15 protein-coding genes are annotated in these 22,402 nt (G+C 37.4%); 9 read left to right on the top strand and 6 right to left on the bottom strand.

The annotated features are described in order from the left end of the window. Positions 1-222 precede the first annotated feature (222 nt). From gpmM to B5D82_RS09675, 3 genes are all read left to right on the top strand, one after another. Positions 223-1,764, top strand: coding sequence for a 2,3-bisphosphoglycerate-independent phosphoglycerate mutase (gene gpmM / locus B5D82_RS09685; protein WP_081151138.1), 1,542 nt, complete (start codon positions 223-225; stop codon positions 1,762-1,764). Between the two features lie 19 nt (positions 1,765-1,783). Beyond that, positions 1,784-2,968 (top strand): murein hydrolase activator EnvC family protein, encoded by a 1,185-nt coding sequence (locus B5D82_RS09680; RefSeq protein ID WP_157673867.1) that lies wholly within the window; start codon positions 1,784-1,786, stop codon positions 2,966-2,968. A 100-nt stretch (positions 2,969-3,068) separates the two neighbouring features. Then, the gene (locus B5D82_RS09675) at positions 3,069-3,833 is read left to right on the top strand and encodes a divergent polysaccharide deacetylase family protein (RefSeq protein ID WP_094122786.1); all 765 of its coding nucleotides are present in this window, start codon (positions 3,069-3,071) and stop codon (positions 3,831-3,833) included. Positions 3,834-3,885: 52 nt separating this feature from the next. Here B5D82_RS09675 and B5D82_RS09670 read toward each other — a convergent pair whose 3' ends face one another. Beyond that, positions 3,886-4,650: a S1 family peptidase gene (locus B5D82_RS09670; RefSeq protein ID WP_081151135.1), complete on the bottom strand. Its 765-nt coding sequence runs from the start codon at positions 4,648-4,650 to the stop codon at positions 3,886-3,888. Positions 4,651-4,761: 111 nt separating this feature from the next. On the opposite strand from B5D82_RS09670, the gene B5D82_RS09665 reads away from it, so the two are divergent. From B5D82_RS09665 to B5D82_RS09650, 4 genes are all read left to right on the top strand, one after another. After that, positions 4,762-5,577, top strand: coding sequence for a patatin-like phospholipase family protein (locus tag B5D82_RS09665; RefSeq protein ID WP_081151133.1), 816 nt, complete (start codon positions 4,762-4,764; stop codon positions 5,575-5,577). A 353-nt stretch (positions 5,578-5,930) separates the two neighbouring features. After that, a complete protein-coding gene (locus tag B5D82_RS09660) occupies positions 5,931-6,695 on the top strand; it encodes a PEP-CTERM/exosortase system-associated acyltransferase (RefSeq protein WP_081151131.1) in 765 nt (254 codons plus the stop codon). A 307-nt stretch (positions 6,696-7,002) separates the two neighbouring features. Further along, positions 7,003-7,806, top strand: coding sequence for a PEP-CTERM/exosortase system-associated acyltransferase (locus B5D82_RS09655; protein ID WP_081151130.1), 804 nt, complete (start codon positions 7,003-7,005; stop codon positions 7,804-7,806). Positions 7,807-7,851: 45 nt separating this feature from the next. Next, the gene (locus B5D82_RS09650) at positions 7,852-8,742 is read left to right on the top strand and encodes a ThiF family adenylyltransferase (RefSeq protein ID WP_172820638.1); all 891 of its coding nucleotides are present in this window, start codon (positions 7,852-7,854) and stop codon (positions 8,740-8,742) included. Between the two features lie 453 nt (positions 8,743-9,195). On the opposite strand, the gene B5D82_RS09645 is transcribed toward B5D82_RS09650, so the two are convergent. The 3 genes from B5D82_RS09645 to prsT (B5D82_RS09635) all read right to left on the bottom strand — a co-directional run bounded on the left by B5D82_RS09645 (position 9,196) and on the right by prsT (B5D82_RS09635) (position 15,770). Further along, positions 9,196-10,041 (bottom strand): PEP-CTERM sorting domain-containing protein, encoded by an 846-nt coding sequence (locus tag B5D82_RS09645; RefSeq protein WP_081151128.1) that lies wholly within the window; start codon positions 10,039-10,041, stop codon positions 9,196-9,198. 139 nt (positions 10,042-10,180) lie between these two features. Further along, positions 10,181-12,958, bottom strand: coding sequence for an XrtA/PEP-CTERM system TPR-repeat protein PrsT (gene prsT, locus B5D82_RS09640; RefSeq protein ID WP_081151126.1), 2,778 nt, complete (start codon positions 12,956-12,958; stop codon positions 10,181-10,183). Positions 12,959-13,016: 58 nt separating this feature from the next. Further along, on the bottom strand, positions 13,017-15,770 hold the full coding sequence (prsT, locus tag B5D82_RS09635) for an XrtA/PEP-CTERM system TPR-repeat protein PrsT (RefSeq protein ID WP_157673866.1): 2,754 nt from the start codon (positions 15,768-15,770) through the stop codon (positions 13,017-13,019). A 303-nt stretch (positions 15,771-16,073) separates the two neighbouring features. Here prsT (B5D82_RS09635) and xrt point away from each other — a divergent pair, with 303 nt between their 5' ends. Next, complete coding sequence (gene xrt, locus B5D82_RS09630) at positions 16,074-17,510, top strand: exosortase (RefSeq protein ID WP_172820637.1); 1,437 nt, start codon at positions 16,074-16,076, stop codon at positions 17,508-17,510. Here xrt and B5D82_RS09625 read toward each other — a convergent pair. Continuing rightward, positions 17,478-18,611 (bottom strand): hypothetical protein, encoded by a 1,134-nt coding sequence (locus tag B5D82_RS09625; RefSeq protein ID WP_081151121.1) that lies wholly within the window; start codon positions 18,609-18,611, stop codon positions 17,478-17,480. The two genes, xrt and B5D82_RS09625, sit on opposite strands and share 33 nt — an antisense overlap. A 348-nt stretch (positions 18,612-18,959) precedes the next feature. Here B5D82_RS09625 and B5D82_RS09620 point away from each other — a divergent pair, with 348 nt between their 5' ends. Beyond that, positions 18,960-20,135: an IS4 family transposase gene (locus tag B5D82_RS09620; protein ID WP_081148330.1), complete on the top strand. Its 1,176-nt coding sequence runs from the start codon at positions 18,960-18,962 to the stop codon at positions 20,133-20,135. A gap of 719 nt (positions 20,136-20,854) precedes the next feature. Here the strand turns inward: B5D82_RS09620 and B5D82_RS09615 are convergent. Next, positions 20,855-22,384 (bottom strand): hypothetical protein, encoded by a 1,530-nt coding sequence (locus B5D82_RS09615; RefSeq protein WP_081151120.1) that lies wholly within the window; start codon positions 22,382-22,384, stop codon positions 20,855-20,857. Between the last annotated feature and the right edge of the window lie 18 nt (positions 22,385-22,402).

Genomic DNA, 22,402 nt, shown 5'->3' with positions numbered 1-22,402 from the left:
CAGGCTAATAAACTAAACCCAAACTGAACTTTTCATAGAAAAACACAATTTTTAAATAACTTGCCGCATATCGCTATATTTTGATCTTAAAACTGAAACATTTTGTCTAAACAGACAGAAGATATTCACTTCGTGTCTTGATATACTGCAGCTGAAAATTATTTTCATTTATCTTTACTCGTATTATTTTTATCTATCTTTGCTCGTATAAAGGAAGCCGTGATGCCAAACAAGAAGTCTACCGTTCTTATTATTCTAGATGGTTGGGGATATAGAGAAAACACAGAATCAAATGCTATTTTTCATGCCAATACCCCAGTATTAGATAACTTAATGGCGAATAAGCCCAATATGCTGATTGAAACCTCTGGCATGGCGGTTGGTTTACCTGATGGGCAAATGGGTAACTCTGAGGTTGGCCATGTCAACTTAGGCGCTGGACGTATTGTTTATCAAGACTTCACTCGTATTACCAAAGCAATTAAAGATAAAGAATTTCAAAGTAACCCTACACTAGTTAATGCAGTAGAAAATGCCGTAAGTAACAACAAAGCGATTCACGTTTTTGGTCTATTATCTCCCGGTGGCGTCCATAGCCATGAAGACCATATTTTTGCCATGTTAGAAATGGCGGCTGAAAAAGGCGCTACGGCGATTTATTTACATGCTTTTTTAGATGGTCGTGACACACCACCGCGCAGTGCAGAAGCTTCACTGATAAAAGCCCAAGAGAAATTTGCCCAGCTCGGCTGTGGACAAGTCGCCTCAGTTATTGGCCGTTATTATGCTATGGACCGAGACCAACGTTGGGATCGCGTCGAATCCGCTTATAATTTAATGGTTTCAGGTCAGGCCGAATACCAATACAGCAAAGCAACTGACGCTTTACATGCGGCTTACGAACGTGATGAAAATGACGAATTCGTTAAAGCTTCAGCAATTACCAACGCCAAGGGTGACGTTATTCAAGTGCAAGACGGCGATGCCATGATATTTATGAATTTTCGAGCCGATCGTGCACGTCAATTTACCCGCTGTTTTACAGACCCCGAATTTTCAGGCTTTAAGCGTAAAACACAGCCTAAACTCGGTGGCTTCGTGATGTTAACTGAATATGCGGCTGATATTGATGCACCCTGTGCATTTCCAAAGGTCGAACTTCACAACGTATTAGGCGAATGGCTTGAGAAACATGACAAAACCCAACTGCGAATTTCAGAAACTGAAAAATATGCACACGTAACCTTTTTTTTCAGCGGTGGTAAAGAAGATACTTTTAAAGGCGAAGAGCGCATATTAGTCCCTTCTCCACAAGTCGCCACTTATGATTTACAGCCAGAAATGAATTCTACCCTATTAACCGACAAGTTAGTGGCAGCCATAGAAAGCGGCGATCACGACTTTATTGTTTGTAATTATCCAAATGGTGATATGGTGGGTCATACCGGTGATTTTAATGCCGCCGTAAAAGCTTGTGAAGCCGTCGACGCTTGTATCGGTAGAATAGTTACCGCCTTAGCAAAAACGGGCAGTGAGTGTTTAATTACCGCTGATCACGGCAACGCAGAACAAATGATGGACAACGTTTCAGGACAAGCCCATACCGCGCATACCTGTGAACCTGTTCCGTTAATTTATGTTGGTAGAAACGCAACAATGGCAAAAACTGGCGCGCTCAGTGATATAGCCCCGACGGTTTTATCATTAATGAACATGGCACAACCCGAAGAAATGACAGGAAGTAACTTATTAAAGTTAACTTAACAATAACGTGCTTTTAAACGTGAATATCAACAACCCAATATTGAAACATAGCCGGTTTAACGCTGGCTATGCTTTTTTTATTGGGCTAATGTTGATGTGCTTATCGCTTAATGCTTTTGCGCAAGCAAACACAAATAACAGTGCAAAAACAAACCAACAACTTTCTGACATTCAACAAGCTATCAATCAACAAAAACTAAACCTTTCAAGTACTAATGTTAAAATTAGTGATCTAGAGCAACAGTTAAAAACTGATGATCTGGCGATAGGGAAAATTGCCAAGAATTTAGCTAACACCTCAAGTAAATTAGCAGCAACACGTGAGAAACTCGGCCAGCTAAGTACAGAAAAAAAGCAACTCGAACTCGCTAAAAAACAACAAGAACAGATATTAGCTAAGCAACTGCGAGCTGCCTATTCGACAGGTCATCACGACTATATAAAGCTAATACTTAATCAAGAAAAACCCAGTAGCGTTCAGCGTACTATTACCCACTATCAATACCTTAATACAGCGCGTATTAAAGAAATTGAAGCCTTTAAAAGTACGATTACGCAATTAAATGACGTCACCCAACAATACCAACAACAAGCTGAACAATTAACGCAATTAACACAAACCCAAAGCCAGCAAAAACAAATTCTCGAACTGTCGAAAACAAAACAAAAACAAACCTTAGCAGCGCTAAATAAAAAGGCTCTGACTGGCCAACAAAAGTTAGCCAAGTTAGAACGTGAAGAGTCAGCATTAGTTAGCTTGTTGAAAAAAATGGCCGCTGATGCAGAGAAAGCAAAAAGGGCGAAAAACTTAGTCGGATTAAGTAAATTAAAGCATAAACTCAGTTGGCCTGTTAAAGGGAGAATTAATCATAGTTTTGGCTCAAGCAAGCAAGGCTATTTAAAATGGAAAGGGGTATTTCTTTCAGCCCCTATTGGCCGAGAAGTCAAAACTATTCATAACGGCACTATTTTATTCTCAGATTGGCTAAAAGGTTATGGACTGGTCACCGTTGTTGATCATGGTGATGGTTACATGAGCTTATATGGTCATAACCAAGCATTACTTAAGTCTGTTGGCGATCGTGTAGAGGCAGGTGAGCCCATAGCCTTAGTTGGCCAAAGTGGTGGCCAAACCAATTCAGGCCTTTACTTTGAAATTAGACACACCGGTATCGCTGTGAACCCAAAACTCTGGTGTAAGTAATTTTGATTATAAATTCGATTACATTATGTAGCGAACTAGTCGATTTTGAACATCTGAACTGTTATTCTACATAACGACTTATTATAAGAAAAAACTTACCGTGCTTCGATTACTGCCTAAATTCCTGCTGACACTAAGCTTACTCTTCCCTACTTTACTTTATGCTCAAACAGCGCAAGTAGCGATTATTATTGACGATATTGGCTATCGAAAAAGCGATGCACAAGCGCTTTATTTACCTGGAAATATCAGCTATGCCATTCTTCCTCATACCCCTTATGGCAAAAAACTCGCGTTAAAAGCACAAGCGAAAAACAAAGATGTTATTTTGCATATTCCCATGGAAGCCAAAAATGGTAAGAAGTTAGGGCCTGGCGCATTAACCAGCACAATGAACGAAAATGGGATTCGCGAAAGCTTAACCAATGCTTTTGATGAAATCCCTTTCGCCTTAGGTATTAACAACCATATGGGCAGTAAACTCACCGAGTTATATCAACCCATGGCTTGGACTATGCAGTTTCTAAGTGAACGAAACTTAATGTTTATTGATAGTGTAACAACCAGCGCCAGCCAAGCTGAAAAAGTGGCCATAAGTTTTGGCGTGCCAAGCTTACATCGCCATATTTTTCTCGATAATAAATTGGAACATAACTATATTCGCCGGCAATTTAAACAGTTAATTCGAGACGCTAAGCGTTATCAAACCGTTGTTGCAATAGCTCACCCTCATCCTGAAACAATCAGTGCATTACTTAAATTCTTACCATTACTTGAGCAAAATAATGTCGAGCTAGTACCAATATCCAAGTTACTTAGCAATAAAATAGCATTGCTTAACCAGCAAATAAACGCTGAAGATTAAGCTGATTATTGTATTTTAAAAAGTGTAAAATTATTTGACACTGCAAGACTAACTAACTATTTATATTATGTTTTTTAAGTAGCACATGCAGATATTTCACAGGTATGGCATAAGTAATACCGCTTGGTTTACTGATCACAGTCTCTTTACTTTCCTGTACAAAAACCTTATTAATAATACCGACAACTTCACCCGTTTTAACATCATACATAGCACTACCACTGTTGCCAGGATAAGCCGTTGCGTCCAACTGATAAACTAAATAGGGGTCTCTTAATCTTTTAAGCATAGCAATACTAATTTGTCTTGAGTCATCAACGGGAATAATAGTTGGCGTTACGGCAGCAATAATACCCCTATGTGTAACAGGATAAAGTCCAAGCACGGCACCAATAGGGAAGCCAGTAAACGCAATGCTACTACCTTCACTAAGAAAGTTACTCGTCGCTAATGTCAGAGCAGGTAATGGTCGCCCTTCAATTTTAAGAATGGCTAAATCGTGTTCTTCGTCGGTCGCAATCAACTTAGCTAACCTAACTTTCGCTGCGGGCCCTTTACCGGTAAATACAGCTAACTTTTGTAATAAATTATCATCTAACTCTTTATCAATAACATGATTGTTAGTAACGATATAACGACCATCGCCAATAACAAAGCCCGTACCAAAAAGTTGGTTTTTCTGTCTGCCTGTCGGGGTATAAATGCCAATACCAACCACGGATGGCTTGACCATGCTAACGGTATCTACTAAGTTAGCTTGTGCTATCGAACTAAAATAAAGTCCAATGATTATTAATGATGGTAATAAACGGTTCATAGTTTCACTCTTTAAAAAATTCACACTTTACTTGAACTTAGCACATGTTTTGCTAGCGATTTCTAAATTTTTGCTCATAATTAAATAATAATAATAAAAGGAGAACGTAAAATGGTGGATATAGTGCCTATTTTAGCTGGGGGAGGAACACGGTTACCCGCTCATATTGGCGTTCTGCAAGCGTTAGAAGATTTACATATCGACTTTTCTCATATTGTTGGCGTTTCGGGGGGCAGTATTATTGCCAGCTTTTACGCCGCAGGGCTATCGATACCAGAAATGAAGCATATTGCGCTAACGACAAATTATAATCAATTTAAAGGCTTCTCAATTGTAAGTTTAATTCGTAATGGTGGCTTAAGTTCTGGCGATGTTTTTGAACAATGGGTCGATAATCATCTAGATGGAAAAACTTTTAACGACCTTAATTGCAATCTACATATAGTAGCTACAGATGTAAAAACAGGCCGCCCGGTTATTTTCGATCGAAAAAGAACACCAGGTATGAAGGTGTCTTTGGCCGTGCGTTTTTCTATGTCTATACCGCTCGTATTCAGCTTTAAAAAGTTTGGTAACCACTTAATGGTTGATGGCAGTATTTTATCAGAAGATGCCTTGCACAGAGATTGGGCAATGGATGGCACACCGGTGCTGTGCTTTCGTCTGCGTGGTGAACATGAATATGACGAGCTAAAAACTGATGGCATGTTTCCTATTATAAACTACGTAACACTGCTAATTCGCACTTTCATGACAACGATATCGCGCGAGTATATCAATGACGCATTCTGGCATAACACTATTATTATCAATGCGGGCTTATCCTCTGCTGTAGACTTTGGGATGAGCGAAGAAAAGAAACTCGAATTATTTGATGTCGGCTACCAAACTGCCATGGAAATTGTGCCGATGAAAGCTAAACTTTAAAACGATTTGACTGACAAACTATCGAAATGAAAGCAAATGAATATCTAATGAAAACTTAAGTTAATCTGAGTATAATTAAGGCTAAAACGTATACATTCGTACTGAAATTTGCGAAATTACTATTGCAAACAAAGTTTATTTACTGTTTAAATGTGTAGATAATAAAAAAAGCCGTTATAATAACTCAGTTATGCCGATTCTTTGATTTAACACAATTAACGAAAATATAAAAAAGTAAAATATTTAGCCTTCAAATCAACATTTAGTTTAAAGCAAGTTAATATAAGTACTTTGTATTAAATAAAAAGCATCTAAAAAGTGATTTGAAGCCGTGGATTAAACAATGAGAGACTATGTCAATAGCCGAAAATTTTAATCAACACTTTCACATTCAATTTGCAAATACTAAAGAACTCAAGGAAGAAGCATTTAAAATACGTTATGGCGTTTATAGCCATGAACTAGGCTGGGAGGCCAAAAATAATTTACAAATGGAAATTGATGAATGTGATGATTATGCATATCACTGCCTATTAAAGCACAGAAGAACCGGTACTTATGCTGGCTGTGTACGCTTAATCATACCTCCAATCCACGAACCTGAACTCCAACTGCCTTTTGAAAAAAACTTTCTCCATTCAGCAAGAACAGACATAATTGACTCAACAAAATTAGCACGTGGAAGCTTTGGTGAAATATCAAGACTAGCTGTGTTGTCTTCATTTCGGCGCAGAAAATCAGAAAATAGAAAACCATTTGTCATGAATGATATTGAGCCCGAAATCACTTTCACTGAAGAAGAACATCGAAACTTTCCAAATATAGCCATCGGCTTGTATTTGGCGTCCGTTACGTTATCTGAAATATGTAACCACCAAGATTTATTTGTTATTATGGAGAAAAGGCTACACCGTGGACTATTTCGAATAGGCCTTCAATTTGAAAAAGTTGGAGATACTATCGATTATCATGGAAAAAGAGCTATGTATCATTTACCACGAGAAAAATTTAGTGCCAATTTAAAGCCGGAACTGAAAGAATTATATGACTCTATTAGTGCCGAATTATTATTACAGCAATATATTGTGCCGTTTTCAAATGCAGGCTGCCGACTTTAATTTTTCCAATACCTTCAAACCACCGACAACCATCACTTAATAAAATTACAACATACTGGAATAAATCCAACCTCCTGCATTTAGTCCTAAACCTATGGCTACAAAGGCCGACTGAAGTAACTAATAACACCGCGAAAGGAGTAATATCTCAGCTAATTCACTATTTTAATTATAAAACTGTGAAAACTATATGACCAATTGTTAAAAAACATATATTTATGTTGCACTTTAATTAGCAAATACGCTACATCTTGTTATATTCTATAGAGTATCTTAAATAAAATAGCCTGGGGACGTGGATTGAACAATGAGTGACTATTCAATTGCCAAACATTTTAATCAATACTTTAAAATTCACTTTGCCAATACAAAAGAGCTAAGACAAGAAGCTTATAAAATTCGTTATGGTGTTTACAGCTCTGAGTTAGGCTGGGAACCTGAAAATGCCCAAAAAATGGAAATCGACCAATGTGATGAGTATGCTTATCACTGCCTTTTAGAGCATCGTCGCACTGGGGTTTTCGCAGGCTGTATTCGATTAATTATACCACCACCAACCGATCCCACAAAGCAATTACCTTTTGAAGCAAATTGTCTGCAAAGTGCCCGAAAAGAAATTGTCGATACAACACAACTACCGCGAGGTAGCTTCGGCGAAATTTCACGCTTAGCGGTATTAGCATCATTTAGAAGGCGTGAAAAAGAAAAAAACGTACCCTTTGTACTTAATAATATTAAGCCCGACACTGTATTCACTGAAGAAGAGCGTCGCAATTTTCCTAATATCGCCATGGGGCTTTATTTAAGTGGTATTGCCTTAGCAAGCTTATGTCAACACCAAGGTATGGTTGTTATGATGGAGCCTCGACTTAATCGACGATTAAAGCGCTTTGGCTTACCGTTTCAACAAATAGGTGATGACATGGACTATCATGGTAAGCGTGCCATGTTCTATTTGGACGAACAAGATTTCCATAAAGAGTTGACTGAACAGCTTGAAGAGTTATACGCCATAATTCATAAAGAGATGGCTGAGCAAATTAAATTTGTTAAATTTGGTAAGGACACTCCATTTAACATTCCAGATGTAGACTTAAGCAGCCACATTTAAGTGGTCCTTTGTTCTTGTCTATGAATGAACAAAATAGAGATTAATATGTTTAATTATGAAGAAGCATTTTCAAGAAATATTGGTTGGGTTACCGACGACGAACAGCAAAAGTTACGTAATACTAAAGTTGCTATTGGCGGATTAGGTGGTGTTGGTGGCGATCATGCAGTGGTGTTATCACGCTTAGGCATAGGTAAATTTAATATTTCGGATTTGGATGATTATGATGTCGCCAACTTTAATCGCCAATCTGGCGCAAACATGTCGACTATTGGTAAAGCTAAATCAGCCGTAATGGAAGAAACTATCCGTGGCATCAATCCTGAAGCTGAAATAACCAACTTTAATCAAGGCATTTCAGAAGATAATTTAGAAGAGTTTTTACAGGATGTTGATATCTACATCGACAGTTTAGATATCTTCGCTTTAGAAATACGTAGAAAGGTTTTTCGACGATGCTATGAAAAAGGTATCCCAACGATTACCGCAGCCCCTCTTGGAATGGGAACTGCTTTCTTGGTCTTCATGCCAGGTAAAATGTCGTTCGATGATTATTTTAACATCGAAGATCCTGCAGCTAATGCTACGGAAGAAGAAAAAGCAGAGGTTTTTGCAGATAATATTGTCAAATTTGTCGTTGGTGTAGCGCCAGCATGTTTACAACGCCATTATCTTGCACAAAGAACCTCAGTTAACTTCTTTAAAAAGAAAGTACCTTCAACATGCATGGGCATTTCTTTAGCAGCAGGTGTACTTTGTACAAATGCTCTTAAAATAATTTTAAACAGGGGCGAGGTTATCTGCGCGCCCCGAGGCTTACACTTTGACGCTTACCTGAATAAAACTGTCAAAACATGGCGTCCTTTTGGCAACAGAAATCCATTACAGCGTTATATGTTTAAAGTCTTTAAAGGTATTATTGATAACAGTAAATAACCTATTTGATTAGTTACTTGTTCTATTGTTACTACTTATACTAATCAGCTAGATAATAAAATCTAGCTGAGTCGTTACTATTAACTTATCTATATCCCCCAACACCTACACAGTCAAAGTAATCTTTTAACCTTTTAAAAATGAAAGTCGAATTAATCAACTTGGTATATTAATTATCAGGTCTGATATACGTAAATTAAACTCTACAGAAACACAGCAAGAACGTATTATCTTAGTAATACAAAAAATGTACGTATGCTACCACTCAGTCAGAATAAGCGTTAAATCACGACTCACTGACTCTGAGATACATTAACTTATAGCTATAAGTAAAATTTAACCAGAGGACATATTAGGCTGTCATTCAGTATGATATATCTATGCCGATTATTAGCTTATAAATTTTAGACATAAAAAAACCGCCAAAAGGCGGTTTTTTAACGTTTAGTTAAATTAAGACTTGCGACGTGATGCGCCAGCAAAACCTAATAAACCTAAACCTAAAATAGCTAGAGTAGTTGGCTCTGGAACTTGAAATTGTAAAGCAGCGTTATGCCCACCTTCAAGAGTAAACTCTTGTGTTGCTGCGTTATAACCTGTCACATTTGGACTTTGTGTATTTTGATCAATAGTGAAACGTACTGGTAAACCGGTTGTAGCTTCATACTCTCCAAGGGTTAACGATGATGAACCATACTTGATGTTAAACATATCGCCAACAGGAATACCATTAACCATTCCAAGACCAAAATTACCAACAGTACCAGTAAATTGTTGATTACCCGGAACTGAAGTATGACCCGTTACAGTAGTTGAAAATAAATGAACTTCATTACCTAATGCAGCACCGGTATAACCTTCAGATGCATCAAATAAAATCCAATCAATAGTACCTGAACTGTAAATAAAATCAGAACCGTTAAAAGTACCCATTAGGTCGCTGAAACGAAAGCTTAATAACCAGTCGGCTTCATAACCATTGTTGCTAGGTCCACCGAAAGTTTGTCCTGGAGTCATCGCAGTAACAAAGTTTTCATTAATAGCATTAGTACCAACAAAACCACCTTGTGAAGTGATTGTATCACCAACACTTATAGTTTGATCACCATCAACATCTTTAACAATTGAGTTGGATTTATAAACTAATTTAAGCTCTTCTTTCCAACCTGTAGTGTTGTCACCAGCAGCCGTATTAGCATTGCCACCGTAATTAGCACCATTATCGATATAAATTTCGTCAGCTGTTGCTGTGCCTGCGAAAGCTAAAGTAACTAGCGTTGCTGTAAATAATTTTTTCATTTCAAATTCTCCATTTAAGTTCTATCCTAAGTAAATGCATTCTATGTGCCAAGTTTAATAACTACTAGCTTATCAGCAACTTAAGAAGCTCCTGTTTTAGTCGCGTAGCCTTTATGTAAAATATCTTGACACTTTTCCATCAGTTTATACCAAGTATTTTAGTTAAAGCTTGATACCTAGGTAAGGTAAAGTCATTCAATTCTTTACTATTCATATTAAGCATTGACGATTTTGCTTTATCGGCTTTACCATTAGCAAATAATGCTTGAGCCAAATGTACTTTATAATTAGCATTATGTTGATTAGCCGTAGACGCTTGCTGTAAATGTCTTTCAGCTTCTTTGTTTTGGCCAACGGCTAAAAGTGTTAATCCCAATGTATTTTGTACCGAACTATTATCCGGCACTGCAGCTAATGCCTCACGTGCATAATTAATCGCTTGTTGATGGTTTCCTTGTTTCAAGAATAGCATCGCCGCGTTATTTAGCATTGAATAATGTCGATCAGATTTATCTAATATCTTCATGTAAACTTGCAATGCTTTATTAGGCTGCTCTTTTTCTAACAACTCAGCATATTTCAATTCCAAATCTAAAGTATTGTGTGCTTTACCCGACTTTTTATAGCGTTCGATAACAGCCAAAGCCTCTACTGAGCGATTTAACTGTTGTAATGATGTCGACAATTGGAATATAACTTCTTCAGAATTAATTGTTTTAACCACTTCAGCTAAGATATGATGTGCTTTTGAAAAATCATTATTTAAAAAAGCCACTTTGCCAATTAAACGTTCTATATGAATGTTGGGTTTGTCTGACAATTGTAGTTCAGTTAAAATTTCTGATGCATTCTTTAAATCATTATTTTTAATATATAACTGCGCCAGCTGTAACTTATGAACAGGGGAATTAGGCATTAGCGCAACACCCTTTTTCTGTACTTCAATAGCATCAGAAAAACTTCCTTTAAGCTCTAATACATTAGACTTTGCAATCAAAGTTTCAGGACTAAAAGCATTTAACTTTAGCACTTTGTTAAAGCTTTCAATCGCATCATCATAATGTTTATTATTCGCTTGCACTTTGCCTTTAAGCATCAACAACTGAATATTATTAGGTAAACGCACAAGTCCTTGACTTACAATACTCTCAGCAGTGTCTAATTCACCTTTTACAATATAAAAAGCCGTTAGATAGATATGCGATAAAAATTCACTGTTATTTGTTTTTACAAACTGCTCAAAGTAACTTCTCACACTATCTCTATGCTCTACGTCTTGCCCTATTCTTAATAGCGCTGAAACAACCAATGGTAAATTTATATTTAAGTTCAGGGATTTTTGATATTGCTTGATCGCAGCCTCAAAGTTTTTTTCTAATTCATACACTTGGCCAAGCTTGAAGTAAGCGCCTGTATTATTTTCGTTTATCGTTAAAACTTGCTCGAAGGCTTTTTTAGCATTATCTAACTCGTTCTTACGAACATAGATTATTCCTTTATAAGAGAGTGATAATTCAGGGTTGTCTTTAGCTATATTATTGGCAATTTCAAGAGCTTTCTCGAAATCATTAACTTTTAACCTTTCTAATAACAGCATCGACATCGCAGACTCTAGCTCTGGGTTTTTCTCTAACGCTTTTTCAAAATAACCTGCTGCAGAATTATCTCCAGAAAAAAACTTTAAAGCTCCCTGTTGATAAAGTACATCAGCATTATCAGGAGCAGTTTCAGCCGCCTTAGCCAGGAGTGCATTCGCTTCAGCAACTTTGCCTAACCTAAATAATTCACTAGCCGAAATACCTAATGTTTCCAAGTCAACTTGATCATTGGATACATTAGACAGCTCTGCAAAAACATCTTGTTCGTAACCTAATTGAAATTTCAGCGCATTCAGTAATTTTTTAGCTGGGTGCTGGTAGCTTAAGTCATTACTTACTGAATTCAATTGTGAATAGGCTACCTCTAATTGATTTAATTGAAATGCACTTACACCAGCAATAACTTTAGCAAGTACAGAACTGTTATTACCCCTAAGCGCAATTTCCGCATATCGCTTGGCTTGCTCATAATCGTTCAAGGCGAAGCGAGTTTGAGCCTTCATTTCATTAAGCTTAGGATTATTTGGTAACCCCACCAATAGTAAATCAACTTGCTGCTCTGCAGCTTTATATTTCTCTGAATACACTAATGCCATTGCATACATCATGCGTAATTCATGTGCTTGAGGATGTAAAACGATATATTTTCCAAAGTATTCTGCTGCTTGTGCCATCTCTTGCTCTTTAAAGAACAAGTAAGCTTTATACTCTATCGCTTCTGCAAATTCTGGCGAGTTAATTAAAATACTGTCGACAGTGGCAATGGCTTGGCTAATGTTATTATCCATCCCCTGCTTCCACGCTTTACTGAGCTCGGTATATTTAGAGTCATAATCAACTTCAACTACATCGTATAAATATATAATACCTTGCTCAATACTCTCTTCTTTAATGTAAGCTATTGCTGTAAAAGTTTTTAATATCGCTTGAGTTTCTTCAGAGAATGAGTCCAACTGAATCAACAACGCTTCTAAGCCGGCTAAATCGCCTAAGTGATAATAAGCTTTAGCCAATAAAGGGATAACAAGCGCGGTGTCATATCCTTTTTTATAAACACGCTCCAGTTCTTTCTCTGCTGAAATCCACAAACCTAGATTTAAGTACGACTTGCCTAATAAAAATCGTCCTTCGACGTTTTGTGCATTAGCACTCAATAGGTTTTTTAAGTTAATAATCGCTGCGTTAGCCTCGCCTTGTGCGATGGACGCTTTAGCGAGTGTTAAATATTCTTCATCACTTTTTTGCCCACTACAACCTGCTACTGCAATCGTAAACGCCAACAATGGAATGATTTTCTTACTTCTATTTATTAAGTACATTAGTCGTCCTGTATTATATACCTGGCAAAAACCCTCTAATGATCAGTTATTTGATCAACTAAATTGCTAATGCCATTAATTTATTCTTACGATTCATATCATCAATGCTGTTAACTTTAATTTTTATCAACAATTTAGCAGCATCCTGATTTCGTTTATTTGCGAGTAACGCTTCTGCGTAATTCAACGCTATTGATATATCCTTACCATTAGACAACTTATATGCCTCTGATAATTTTTTCCATGCTTCTACATTTTTACCCGACTTTAATAGAACCATACCACGCGTATCAATAACATTTGGATTTTCAGGAGCAAGATCAATCGCGGCTTTAGAGTGTAATTGTGCTTTGTCTAATTCGCCTTTTTCCAAGTATAGCCATGAAAGATTATTTAGAACAATGACATTATTAGGTTCATTAATAATAATTTTTTCGTAAGTTAAAATAGCTTTTTCAACCTCTGTAGTTAGATAGCTATCAGCCAACATCATTCGAACTTGGTCGTCTTGCTCATTTTTTGCCAAATACTCCCGCAGAATTTGCTGTGCTTGTACCGCTTGATTATCAGCTATATACGCTAGTGAAAGTAAGACCACATTTTTACGTGATGGATAAGCTTGATAAAAATGAGTAAGCTTTTCAACAGCCTTGGTAAAGTCTTTTTCGAGAAAAGCGATACGTCCTTCTAGTCCTGATTTCACCTCAGATTTAACACTCTGCAACTGAGGATCTTGAAAAAGTTTTTTGGCTTCAAACAGCTTATTGATGTCCAATAGCAATTGAACTTTTACCAATTTAATAATTAAGCTGTCTTTCTGATGATCAGACAACGCTTTATCGAGATACGGTAATGCCTTGTCTATTTGTCTTTGGTTAACGTAATAATCAGAGATCATTAACACAGGTTCAATATGATAAGGATTAGCCTTTAACCATTCTTCAATCGTGGTAATTAATTGCAGCTCATTCTGTTGTTTTTTATAAATCGAAATACGCTGTAACCATAATTTTTTAGGTGTTTTAACACTGCTTTCCATACCATTAGCAATAACTAACGCTTGGGTCAAATCGTTTGAATTAATAAGCGCGTCAATATATAACAAACTTAATGCAATATTATCGCTACTTTTTTGATAAGCCTGTTCAATTTTAGCTAAAGCTTGTTCATCAGGTTTTGAAGCATAGTAATAGCGCAAAGCCTTAGCATTGTCTGGATACTGATCAACCGCACGCAGGGCGTATTTTTCAGCGTCAATTTTATTACCCTCAGTAAAATTAAGTTTCGCTAACTCAGTAAGCGCATATAGATTATTGGCATCTTTGAGTAAACTTGTTTGTAATGCTTGGGTAGCTAGCTCATTTTTTTGTTGTGCAATATAAACAGCCGCAAGCATATTATAACTACCCGCGATGTCAGGCTGCTTTTCTTGCCATTTCTTAGCAACTTTAAGTGCTTTATCGTAATCACCTGTTTGTAATGCCGCAAAGGCAATTGCAAGCTCTGCACCTTCAAGATTTGGGTTTGCTTCCAGCGCTAATTCTAAATCTTCAACCCCAGAAGGATCATTGGTCATTAATTTTAATATGCCACTACGCACACTTTGCTCAGCATTCGACTCGGTTGCATTCTCATTAGCTTGTTTTGCTATAACTTTAGCTTCGTCAAGGGCGCCTAGTTCTGCCAGTTGAAAGCTCAAGCTAGATAAAAAACGTACTTCTTCAGAAGTCGTCGCGTTAAAACCAATGAGTGTTTCATTTATATCATCAATTAACCCCAACTGAAGTTGGCTTATCGCCAATATTTTCCTTGAATAATGATTAGCTGGCATTTGTTTTACAATAACGTTTAAATGATGATATGCGCTTTCATAATTATTTAAATTAAATGCACTTGTACCGGCAATTAATTTTAAAACGGGTAAATTATAGTTTTGATTAAGCGCCGTTTCTGCATGCGACTTTGCATTGGTATAGTCCTTTTTTTCGAACATCGCCACGGCTTTTATATAATTTGCTAGCGGTTGCTCACTGATAGATGCAAGAATATCATCAGCATATTTTTCAGCTTCATCATATTGATTGTCACGTAATAATGAATTAGCAATAAATAATTTTGTTACGCCCACTTTTGGCTGTAATTCATTATATTTCTTGTAATTTTCTGCCGCACTGGCAAATTTATTTAAAGCAAAAGAGACATGACCTTTTAACAAAAAGGCATCAATATTTTCAGAGTCAGCTAGTAAGGCTTTTGATACTAAAGAAAGTGCTTGTTCATTATTATTTTCGGCAAAGTTAACATAAGCACTAGCTAACAGAGAATAGGAGTTGGTCTCAGACAACGAGATTATTTGCAGGGTAAGCTCTTGAGCTAATTCAAATTTTTCGCTAAGTACAGCAGCAATACTTTTAAAGGCTAAGAATTTAATTTTACTGTCAATAACTAAGTCTTTACCGTCGTCATCTAAACTTGAAATATCTTCATAGCTTTCAGCTAGCAAATAAGCCCTAGCGAGTAATGGTACAACTTTATTACCGTCGTAATTTAATGAATGCGCTCGCTCTAATTCTTTTACAGCAACTAAACTATCACCTTGAGATAAATATAGTTGACCAAGTAAAAACCGTGCTTCTGCACTTTTTCCATCAACTTTTAAAGCATTTTTTAATTCTATTTCACTTATACTCAGCTCGTTTCTTTCTATCGCAGACTTCGCGTTGGCAATATGCTCTTGTGAAGTTATACTTTCGCCGCAAGCAGAAATAAAAACGGCAACCCCAATATACGCTGCTAATTGATTGAATTTCAAGATACCAACTCCCTGTGTTTTAATTTTATTGTTTAGTATGCACTTCTCAATGAATTAAAGTAACCTACCTAATAATTTTTTATAAAGCTATGTGTAAAACTCACGTTATTGTTACGATAATGCTTACTCTAAAAAACTCATTACTTATTGTATTTATTAAATATAACCGTTTTTATATCTTTAAATAAAGACAAACCCTTAAAACCTTGTTAACTTAATCACTATACTGATAAAGCTTGTATGGAAGTTTATCATTATAATCAACTTTTCATTTATTCACCTGATAATTATAAATTAAGACGCATGATAAAATTGAATAAACTCATTGAAATCTTCAGTACTTTCTTTAAAGCTCCGCTTTTAGGGATTTTGCTCATTTCTTTCACCGTTTCATTATTAAACATGCCTATTTTGGTGACTTTATGGCGCCATAGTTTTGATGACGGTACATACTCTCACGCCTACTTAATTCCCATTATTTCTCTATATTTGTTCTATATACTGCAAAAAGCAGGCAAGTTGAATTTTCGAGAAAAATTATCATTTCCTGCAACAGTCATATTTATTTGTTCTTGTTTAGCATTATTCATAACGAGCAACGCCCAAATTAGTTTAGGTTACTGGTGCTCTCTGTTAGCAGTTTTAGTCACTAGCATTAATATGCTTTATAAATTGAACCGGTATATAGTTTTCCCTAGCATATTTTTAATTTTTATCATGCCTGTTTGGGGCATGCTGACCAATATACTACAAGAAATATCAGTCAGCGTAGTCACCTACTTTATGAGTTTTACTGGTGTGCCGACTTATGTAGAAGGTAACTTTGTTACTATTCCTGCGGGCGTATTTGAAATAGCCGACGGCTGTAGTGGTTTAAGATACATGATCGTTTCATTAGCGATCAGCACACTCTTCAGGTTTCTATATATTAAAAATGCCAAAAAGGCGTTTGTTTTTTTTGCCCTCGCTATTTTTGGAGCGCTACTGACTAACTGGATAAGAATAACCGCACTCATATTAATTGGTGACTATACCAATATGGAGAGTAGCCTAATGGAAGATCATAATACCTTTGGCTGGTATTTGTTCGTACCTTTTATGTTCATTTTATTTTGGTGGGGTAATAAGTGTGCTGATATTGATTTAACAGCACCAGATTCAGACTCACTTCCAGAATCAACTGAACATATAAACACATCACAAGTTGAAAGCTACACCAACAAGCGTGCTTTAGCTGTTTTATTAGTATTACTGGCTTTGTCATCAACCACTGTCAGCACCATGCTGATACTTGCTCCTGACGATAGTAATTTAACCAGTGATGACGCATTTGAAATAAAGCCACAAATTCATTTTTATGCTTTTGTTACTCGCAAGTTAACCTCAAAAGACAGCGGAATTGTCGAGCTTACCTATTTCTTTAATGGTAAAGAGTTAGACGGTAAGCCAAGTTACTACGAGAATGATTTAATCCCTAATGGTTGGCAATCTATAAATGAAGATGTAGATCAAAACCAGAAAACACATATCGTATTTAAGGCAGGTAAAGCGGCGGTAATTGTTGCCAGTTATGAAATAAACCAACAACAGTTTGGGTCACTTAGAGCATTTAAAATAGCCCGGTTAACTATGGCGGCTAAGAATATTAATCAGACCAAGCTGCATTGGAAATTTATACCTTGTCAACAACGTCAATGTAAAGCTGAATTACAAAACCTCGAAGGTAATATCATCAACTAAAACACTGCCTTCATAATAATTAATATGGGGTTCACCAAACATAAAATATTCTGGATAAGCACTACCACTAGGCCACGCTGTAAAATTTTTCCCCGAAAAAACTTGCTGCCTATTATCAATGCAATCGGGCACTAGCTCTTCTGGCGTTTGATTGTAATGATAAATACAATTTTTTCGATAATCTATTCTATCGGTATATATAGTTTGCCCAGCGTTTTTAAATCGGCCTTCAATCGCATATTCATAATATAAAGCCGTACGCGTAAAAGTAACGGTATACCATTCATCAGGTAGGTAATAATCAACCGGTACGTCAGATATTTTTTGCCAACCGCCATCAACATAACTAATAAATTTTTTACCAAACGCCTGATGGGTTTCACTTTTTCCATCGAGTGCAATCACATTTACCGTATGATTAAAGTCTTTCCTGTTCCAGCTATCAATGACAAATTTTCGATGATGATGTATCCAAATATTATTATGAGGTTTAGGGGGACTATCTAGTATTGCTAACCAATAAAAGCCGTTATGGCCAACACTTGATAACGCCCTCCAAGGCTCAGCACTTTCAGTACCGTCGTTATAACCATTGAGCTTTGTTTCATTACCGTAATTAGCAAAACCAATTTTTAAACTGATACGATATTTTGGTGGTAATGGATTTTTAGAACGCAGCACAACACCATCAGTATGATCTGGGGTACTAATTTTTAGCACTTGGTTCTTAGCATTAATGGGGTCAGGTACAACATCTATATAATCAAGCACAATAGGCTTTTCTGTTCGGGTATAAAGTTCTGCAACCAGCCAATCACCTTGACCAATGGGCACAGTGTTTCTTAACGCAGCGGGGGCAATAATATTTTGCTCTTGATAATACTCACCCGATTCAGAATAAGGGCCTTGGTATTCGGCAACATCATAGCGCCACTCTGGCACATCATGAAACGGAAAATCGTCGAAGTTTTGCCGATTAATTTCAGCTGAAGCTTTTATCAATTCACTATCATTAACTTCGTTGTATGCCTGATCAGACTCAGAGCAACCAGCCATAATCAATAATGAAAAACTGAATAATAAAGCAAAATTTTTGTTCATTTCCCTCTCCAATGAATATCCCTATTAAGAGATTATAAGCAAACACACAGATGCAGTGAATAAAGTCACCTGTAGGTTGGGCTTTAGCCCATCACGTTTAATACTATCACCCACAGGCTCTTTGTAGGTTGGGCTTTAGCCCATCAAGCTTCACGTAAACCGCCCGCTAACCCATTTGACGGACTAAAGTCCGACCTACAAAAAATTACCAACGCCACATCATCACCCGTAGGCTTTTTGTGGGTTGGGCTTTAGCCTGAGGAATCCCCACAAGTTTAAGAAGTAAGCGCTTGATATCTGGTAAAATGTTAATCACCACAAAAAACAAATATACCAAATACAAGCGCTATGCCTTCATTATCAGACTTATTCACCTTTGATTCAAACACTTTAGATCCTAGAATTACAAAATCTCTTTTTACTGCTGCTGATAGTCTCATCAATGGTGCGGCATTGACCTTAACCTCGATGGGAAGACACGCTGCTAGCTTGCAGGGTAAATCAGAAAAACACGCGATAAAACGTATCGATAGACTGCTTGGGAGTCAGCCTTTATATCAGAATAGGCAGTCATTTTACCAGGACATTGCACGGCTGTTTATTACGACACCCCACCCACTTATTCATGTGGACTGGTCCACCGTCTACAACTATAACTTCGTCATGCTCAGAGCCGCCATTTCTATTGGAGGACGTGCAGTTACGATCTATGAGGAAGTTCATCCTGAAAGTAAACACACGAACCACCAAGTACACTTGAACTTCATTGCTAATTTAAAAAAGATATTACCTGAAGATATTCAGCCTATTATATGCACGGATGCGGGCTTTAAAATCCCGTGGTTTAAAGCGATCGAGGCTCAGCAATGGTACTGGCTTGCAAGGACAAGAGGCACTGTAAAATGCCAACGTCAAGGTGAAAGCGATTGGCATTATGTGAGCAAATGTCACCATCTTGCGCTCTCTATAGCAAGTGAGCTCAAAGGCGTAATCTTATCAAAGGCTCATCAATTTGTTTGTCGTGGTGTCTTATTCAAAGGACGAAAGATGTATCGCCATAAGCTTAATCGAAAGGGCGTAACCACAAAATGTAAAACCAATATAAAGAGTTCAAAGTCAGCTAAAGAGCCTTGGTTCTTAGTATCTAATTTACCTAGAAATACATTTAAACCGCAGCATTTAGTGAATATGTATAAACGAAGAATGGCCATTGAAGAATCCTTTAGAGACTGTAAAAATGAATACTATGGCTTAGGCTTGTCTCGTAGTTTAAGCCGTTCAGTAGAAAGGCTGCAGGTTATTTTACTGTTAAGTATGATGGTTCAATTTTATCTATATTGTGTAGGCAAGGCAGCGGAATCAGCAGGCTATCATCGGCAATTCCAAGCAAACTCGGTGAAAACTAAGCGTGTGCTATCTTATGGGTATTTAGCGCTAAGGATCCTACAACATAAGCGGTATTATATATCGGATAAGATGATAATCAGTGCAATGAAGGCACTGATTCATGAAAGTTTATATTGAGAAACTTGTGGGGATCTCTCAGGCTTTAGCCCATCACGTTTCACGTTAATCGCCCGCTAACCCATTTGACGGACTGAAGTCCGACCTACAAAACATTACCCAACGCCACATCATCACCCGCAGGCTTTTTGTGGGTTGGGCTTTAGCCCATCACGTTTCACGTTAATCGCCCGCTAACCCATTTGACGGACTAAAGTCCGACCTACAAAAAATTACCAACGCCAGATTATCACCAACAGGCGCTTTGTAGGTTGGGTTTTAGCCCATCAAGCTTCATGTTAACCGCCCGCTAACCCATTTGACGGACTGAAGTCCGACCTACAAAACATTATCAATGCTACATCATCACCCGCAGGCGCTTTGTAGGTTGGGCTTTAGCCCATCAAGCTTCATGTTAATCGCCCGCTAACCTATTTGACGGACTGAAGTCCGACCTACAAAACAATTACCCAAGCCACATTATCACCCGCAGGCTCTTTGTAGGTTGGGCTTTAGCCCATCAAGCTTCACGTTAATCGCCCGCTACCCATTTGACGGACTAAAGTCCGACCTACAACACCATAGCCAACGCTACATCATCACCCGTAGGCTTCTTTGTAGGTTGGGCTTTAGCCCATCAAGCTTCATGTTAATCGCCCGCTACCCATTGACGGACTGAAGTCCGATCTACAATACAGTTACCTTCTGCACTATAGCGTAGCTGTATAACTCACTCGAAATCAATAATCATTCAGCAACTGACTCTTTAACCAAGGTAAATCGCTGGTGGTTGAATACATCCAACCAAAACGTCGTGGCGGTTTAAGCACCCAGTGATTTGCCTTACGTTTACTATTCTGTGCTTTTTTTAATCTAGTATAGTTTCCCGCACATTGCTCTAATAAAGCATTAAATAAAGTTTTTACAAGAAAGTTATCACGATTGTTTTTTTGCTTTATATACGCAGACTTACCCAGTAAAGCCCCAACATCACAAGCATGCTGCGGATCGGTCCATTGGTTCAATTCTTCTTGTTTAGGATTATTAATTGACACTATATATTTAGGAATAACAATATTTTTTACTCTGGCATTACCATAATAAATACCATAATTTAAAACAAAATCACCAAAGGCATCAATTAATGACGCTGCACGCACATCACCTGTTAGTTGATAAAAGCGCCACAAAGCATCACCTAACAAAGCCATCATCCAAGGCGAACAAGCAGGAGTGTCATCACCCCACCCTTCATGTGATTTAAAACTATGCTGAGGGCAACCTCTTAATGACCAATCATTGCCTGGGTTAAATGTCATTGCCACCGTTGCATCAATAATGTCATTAATACGCCTTAGCGCCGCCTCATCATTACTCACCTCCCAATAAGAAACCGCAACATTTAACGCCGCGGCTTGATTACGTTCAGTCCAAAAACCACGCCGTAAAGTATAGCTTTCATCCCAATCTAGCGAACGTTCATAAATTCGCTTGAGCGCTTTTATAGCTTCAACATCACCAGTAAGTAAATACCGATACAACAACCCTTTCGGCATTAAGTATTTAGGATCAAAGTTTTTCTTCAGCATAAACATGCCGCTTTCATCAATATTATTGATATAAAAGTCAGCGAGTTCGTTCGCTTTTGTTAGCCACTCTTTTTCACCCGACATTAAATAAAGTTGATAAATAGCTTGAGGACGGTCATACAACCATTGTGCTGCTTTGTGAGCAGGATAGCCCTTCTTGGTCAACAAGGCCTGGTTTGTAAAATAGTGGGCATATTTTTTTTGCGGCTCAGTGTACCAATCGCTGTCTACAGCCTTATAAGGATGCAATAATATACTTTGCACCAGCCATGGCTTTGAAGGATAAACAAGCTGGCTTACATTACTTTCAATTGCATTAATTTGCTGAACCGAAAGCGCTGTATCTGCCCCCTCCCAATTAAGTGTCAGGGCTTTAGCACTTGGCTGTAAAGCACTAACTTCAATCGAGAGTAAACGAATAAATTGCTCGTTTTTAATCGTTGGCCAAGTATTAAGCGCCTTGAAGCTCGCTTTAATCGGGACCTTATTATCAGATAGAAAAAAATTACTGTTTAAAGGAACACCTTGCTTCGGGATAGGCAACAATAAAAATAACGAACCTTCGACTGATGCTTTTTTAATATCACTAACATCAAATGTAATATTATTTTCAGCGCTAACGCTATGCTTTGAAAAAACACACAAAACAATATAAACAGCAATAAGCGCTAATTTTAACATCACAAATCCTTCTTTCTA

This window comes from Cognaticolwellia beringensis, from assembly GCF_002076895.1.
In the GTDB taxonomy this organism is placed as follows: domain Bacteria; phylum Pseudomonadota; class Gammaproteobacteria; order Enterobacterales; family Alteromonadaceae; genus Cognaticolwellia; species Cognaticolwellia beringensis.
This window is presented reverse-complemented; position numbering and strand designations above follow the sequence as displayed.

What these genes read in the sequence shown, in the direction of transcription:
- gpmM (WP_081151138.1), top strand. Translation starts at nt 223, where the DNA reads ATGCCAAACAAGAAGTCTACCGTTCTTATTATTCTAGATGGTTGGGGA.
- B5D82_RS09670 (WP_081151135.1), bottom strand. Translation starts at nt 4,650, where the DNA reads ATGAACCGTTTATTACCATCATTAATAATCATTGGACTTTATTTTAGT.
- B5D82_RS09665 (WP_081151133.1), top strand. Translation starts at nt 4,762, where the DNA reads ATGGTGGATATAGTGCCTATTTTAGCTGGGGGAGGAACACGGTTACCC.
- B5D82_RS09660 (WP_081151131.1), top strand. Translation starts at nt 5,931, where the DNA reads ATGTCAATAGCCGAAAATTTTAATCAACACTTTCACATTCAATTTGCA.
- B5D82_RS09655 (WP_081151130.1), top strand. Translation starts at nt 7,003, where the DNA reads ATGAGTGACTATTCAATTGCCAAACATTTTAATCAATACTTTAAAATT.
- B5D82_RS09650 (WP_172820638.1), top strand. Translation starts at nt 7,852, where the DNA reads ATGTTTAATTATGAAGAAGCATTTTCAAGAAATATTGGTTGGGTTACC.
- B5D82_RS09645 (WP_081151128.1), bottom strand. Translation starts at nt 10,041, where the DNA reads ATGAAAAAATTATTTACAGCAACGCTAGTTACTTTAGCTTTCGCAGGC.
- prsT (WP_081151126.1), bottom strand. Translation starts at nt 12,958, where the DNA reads ATGTACTTAATAAATAGAAGTAAGAAAATCATTCCATTGTTGGCGTTT.
- xrt (WP_172820637.1), top strand. Translation starts at nt 16,074, where the DNA reads ATGATAAAATTGAATAAACTCATTGAAATCTTCAGTACTTTCTTTAAA.
- B5D82_RS09625 (WP_081151121.1), bottom strand. Translation starts at nt 18,611, where the DNA reads ATGAACAAAAATTTTGCTTTATTATTCAGTTTTTCATTATTGATTATG.
- B5D82_RS09620 (WP_081148330.1), top strand. Translation starts at nt 18,960, where the DNA reads ATGCCTTCATTATCAGACTTATTCACCTTTGATTCAAACACTTTAGAT.
- B5D82_RS09615 (WP_081151120.1), bottom strand. Translation starts at nt 22,384, where the DNA reads ATGTTAAAATTAGCGCTTATTGCTGTTTATATTGTTTTGTGTGTTTTT.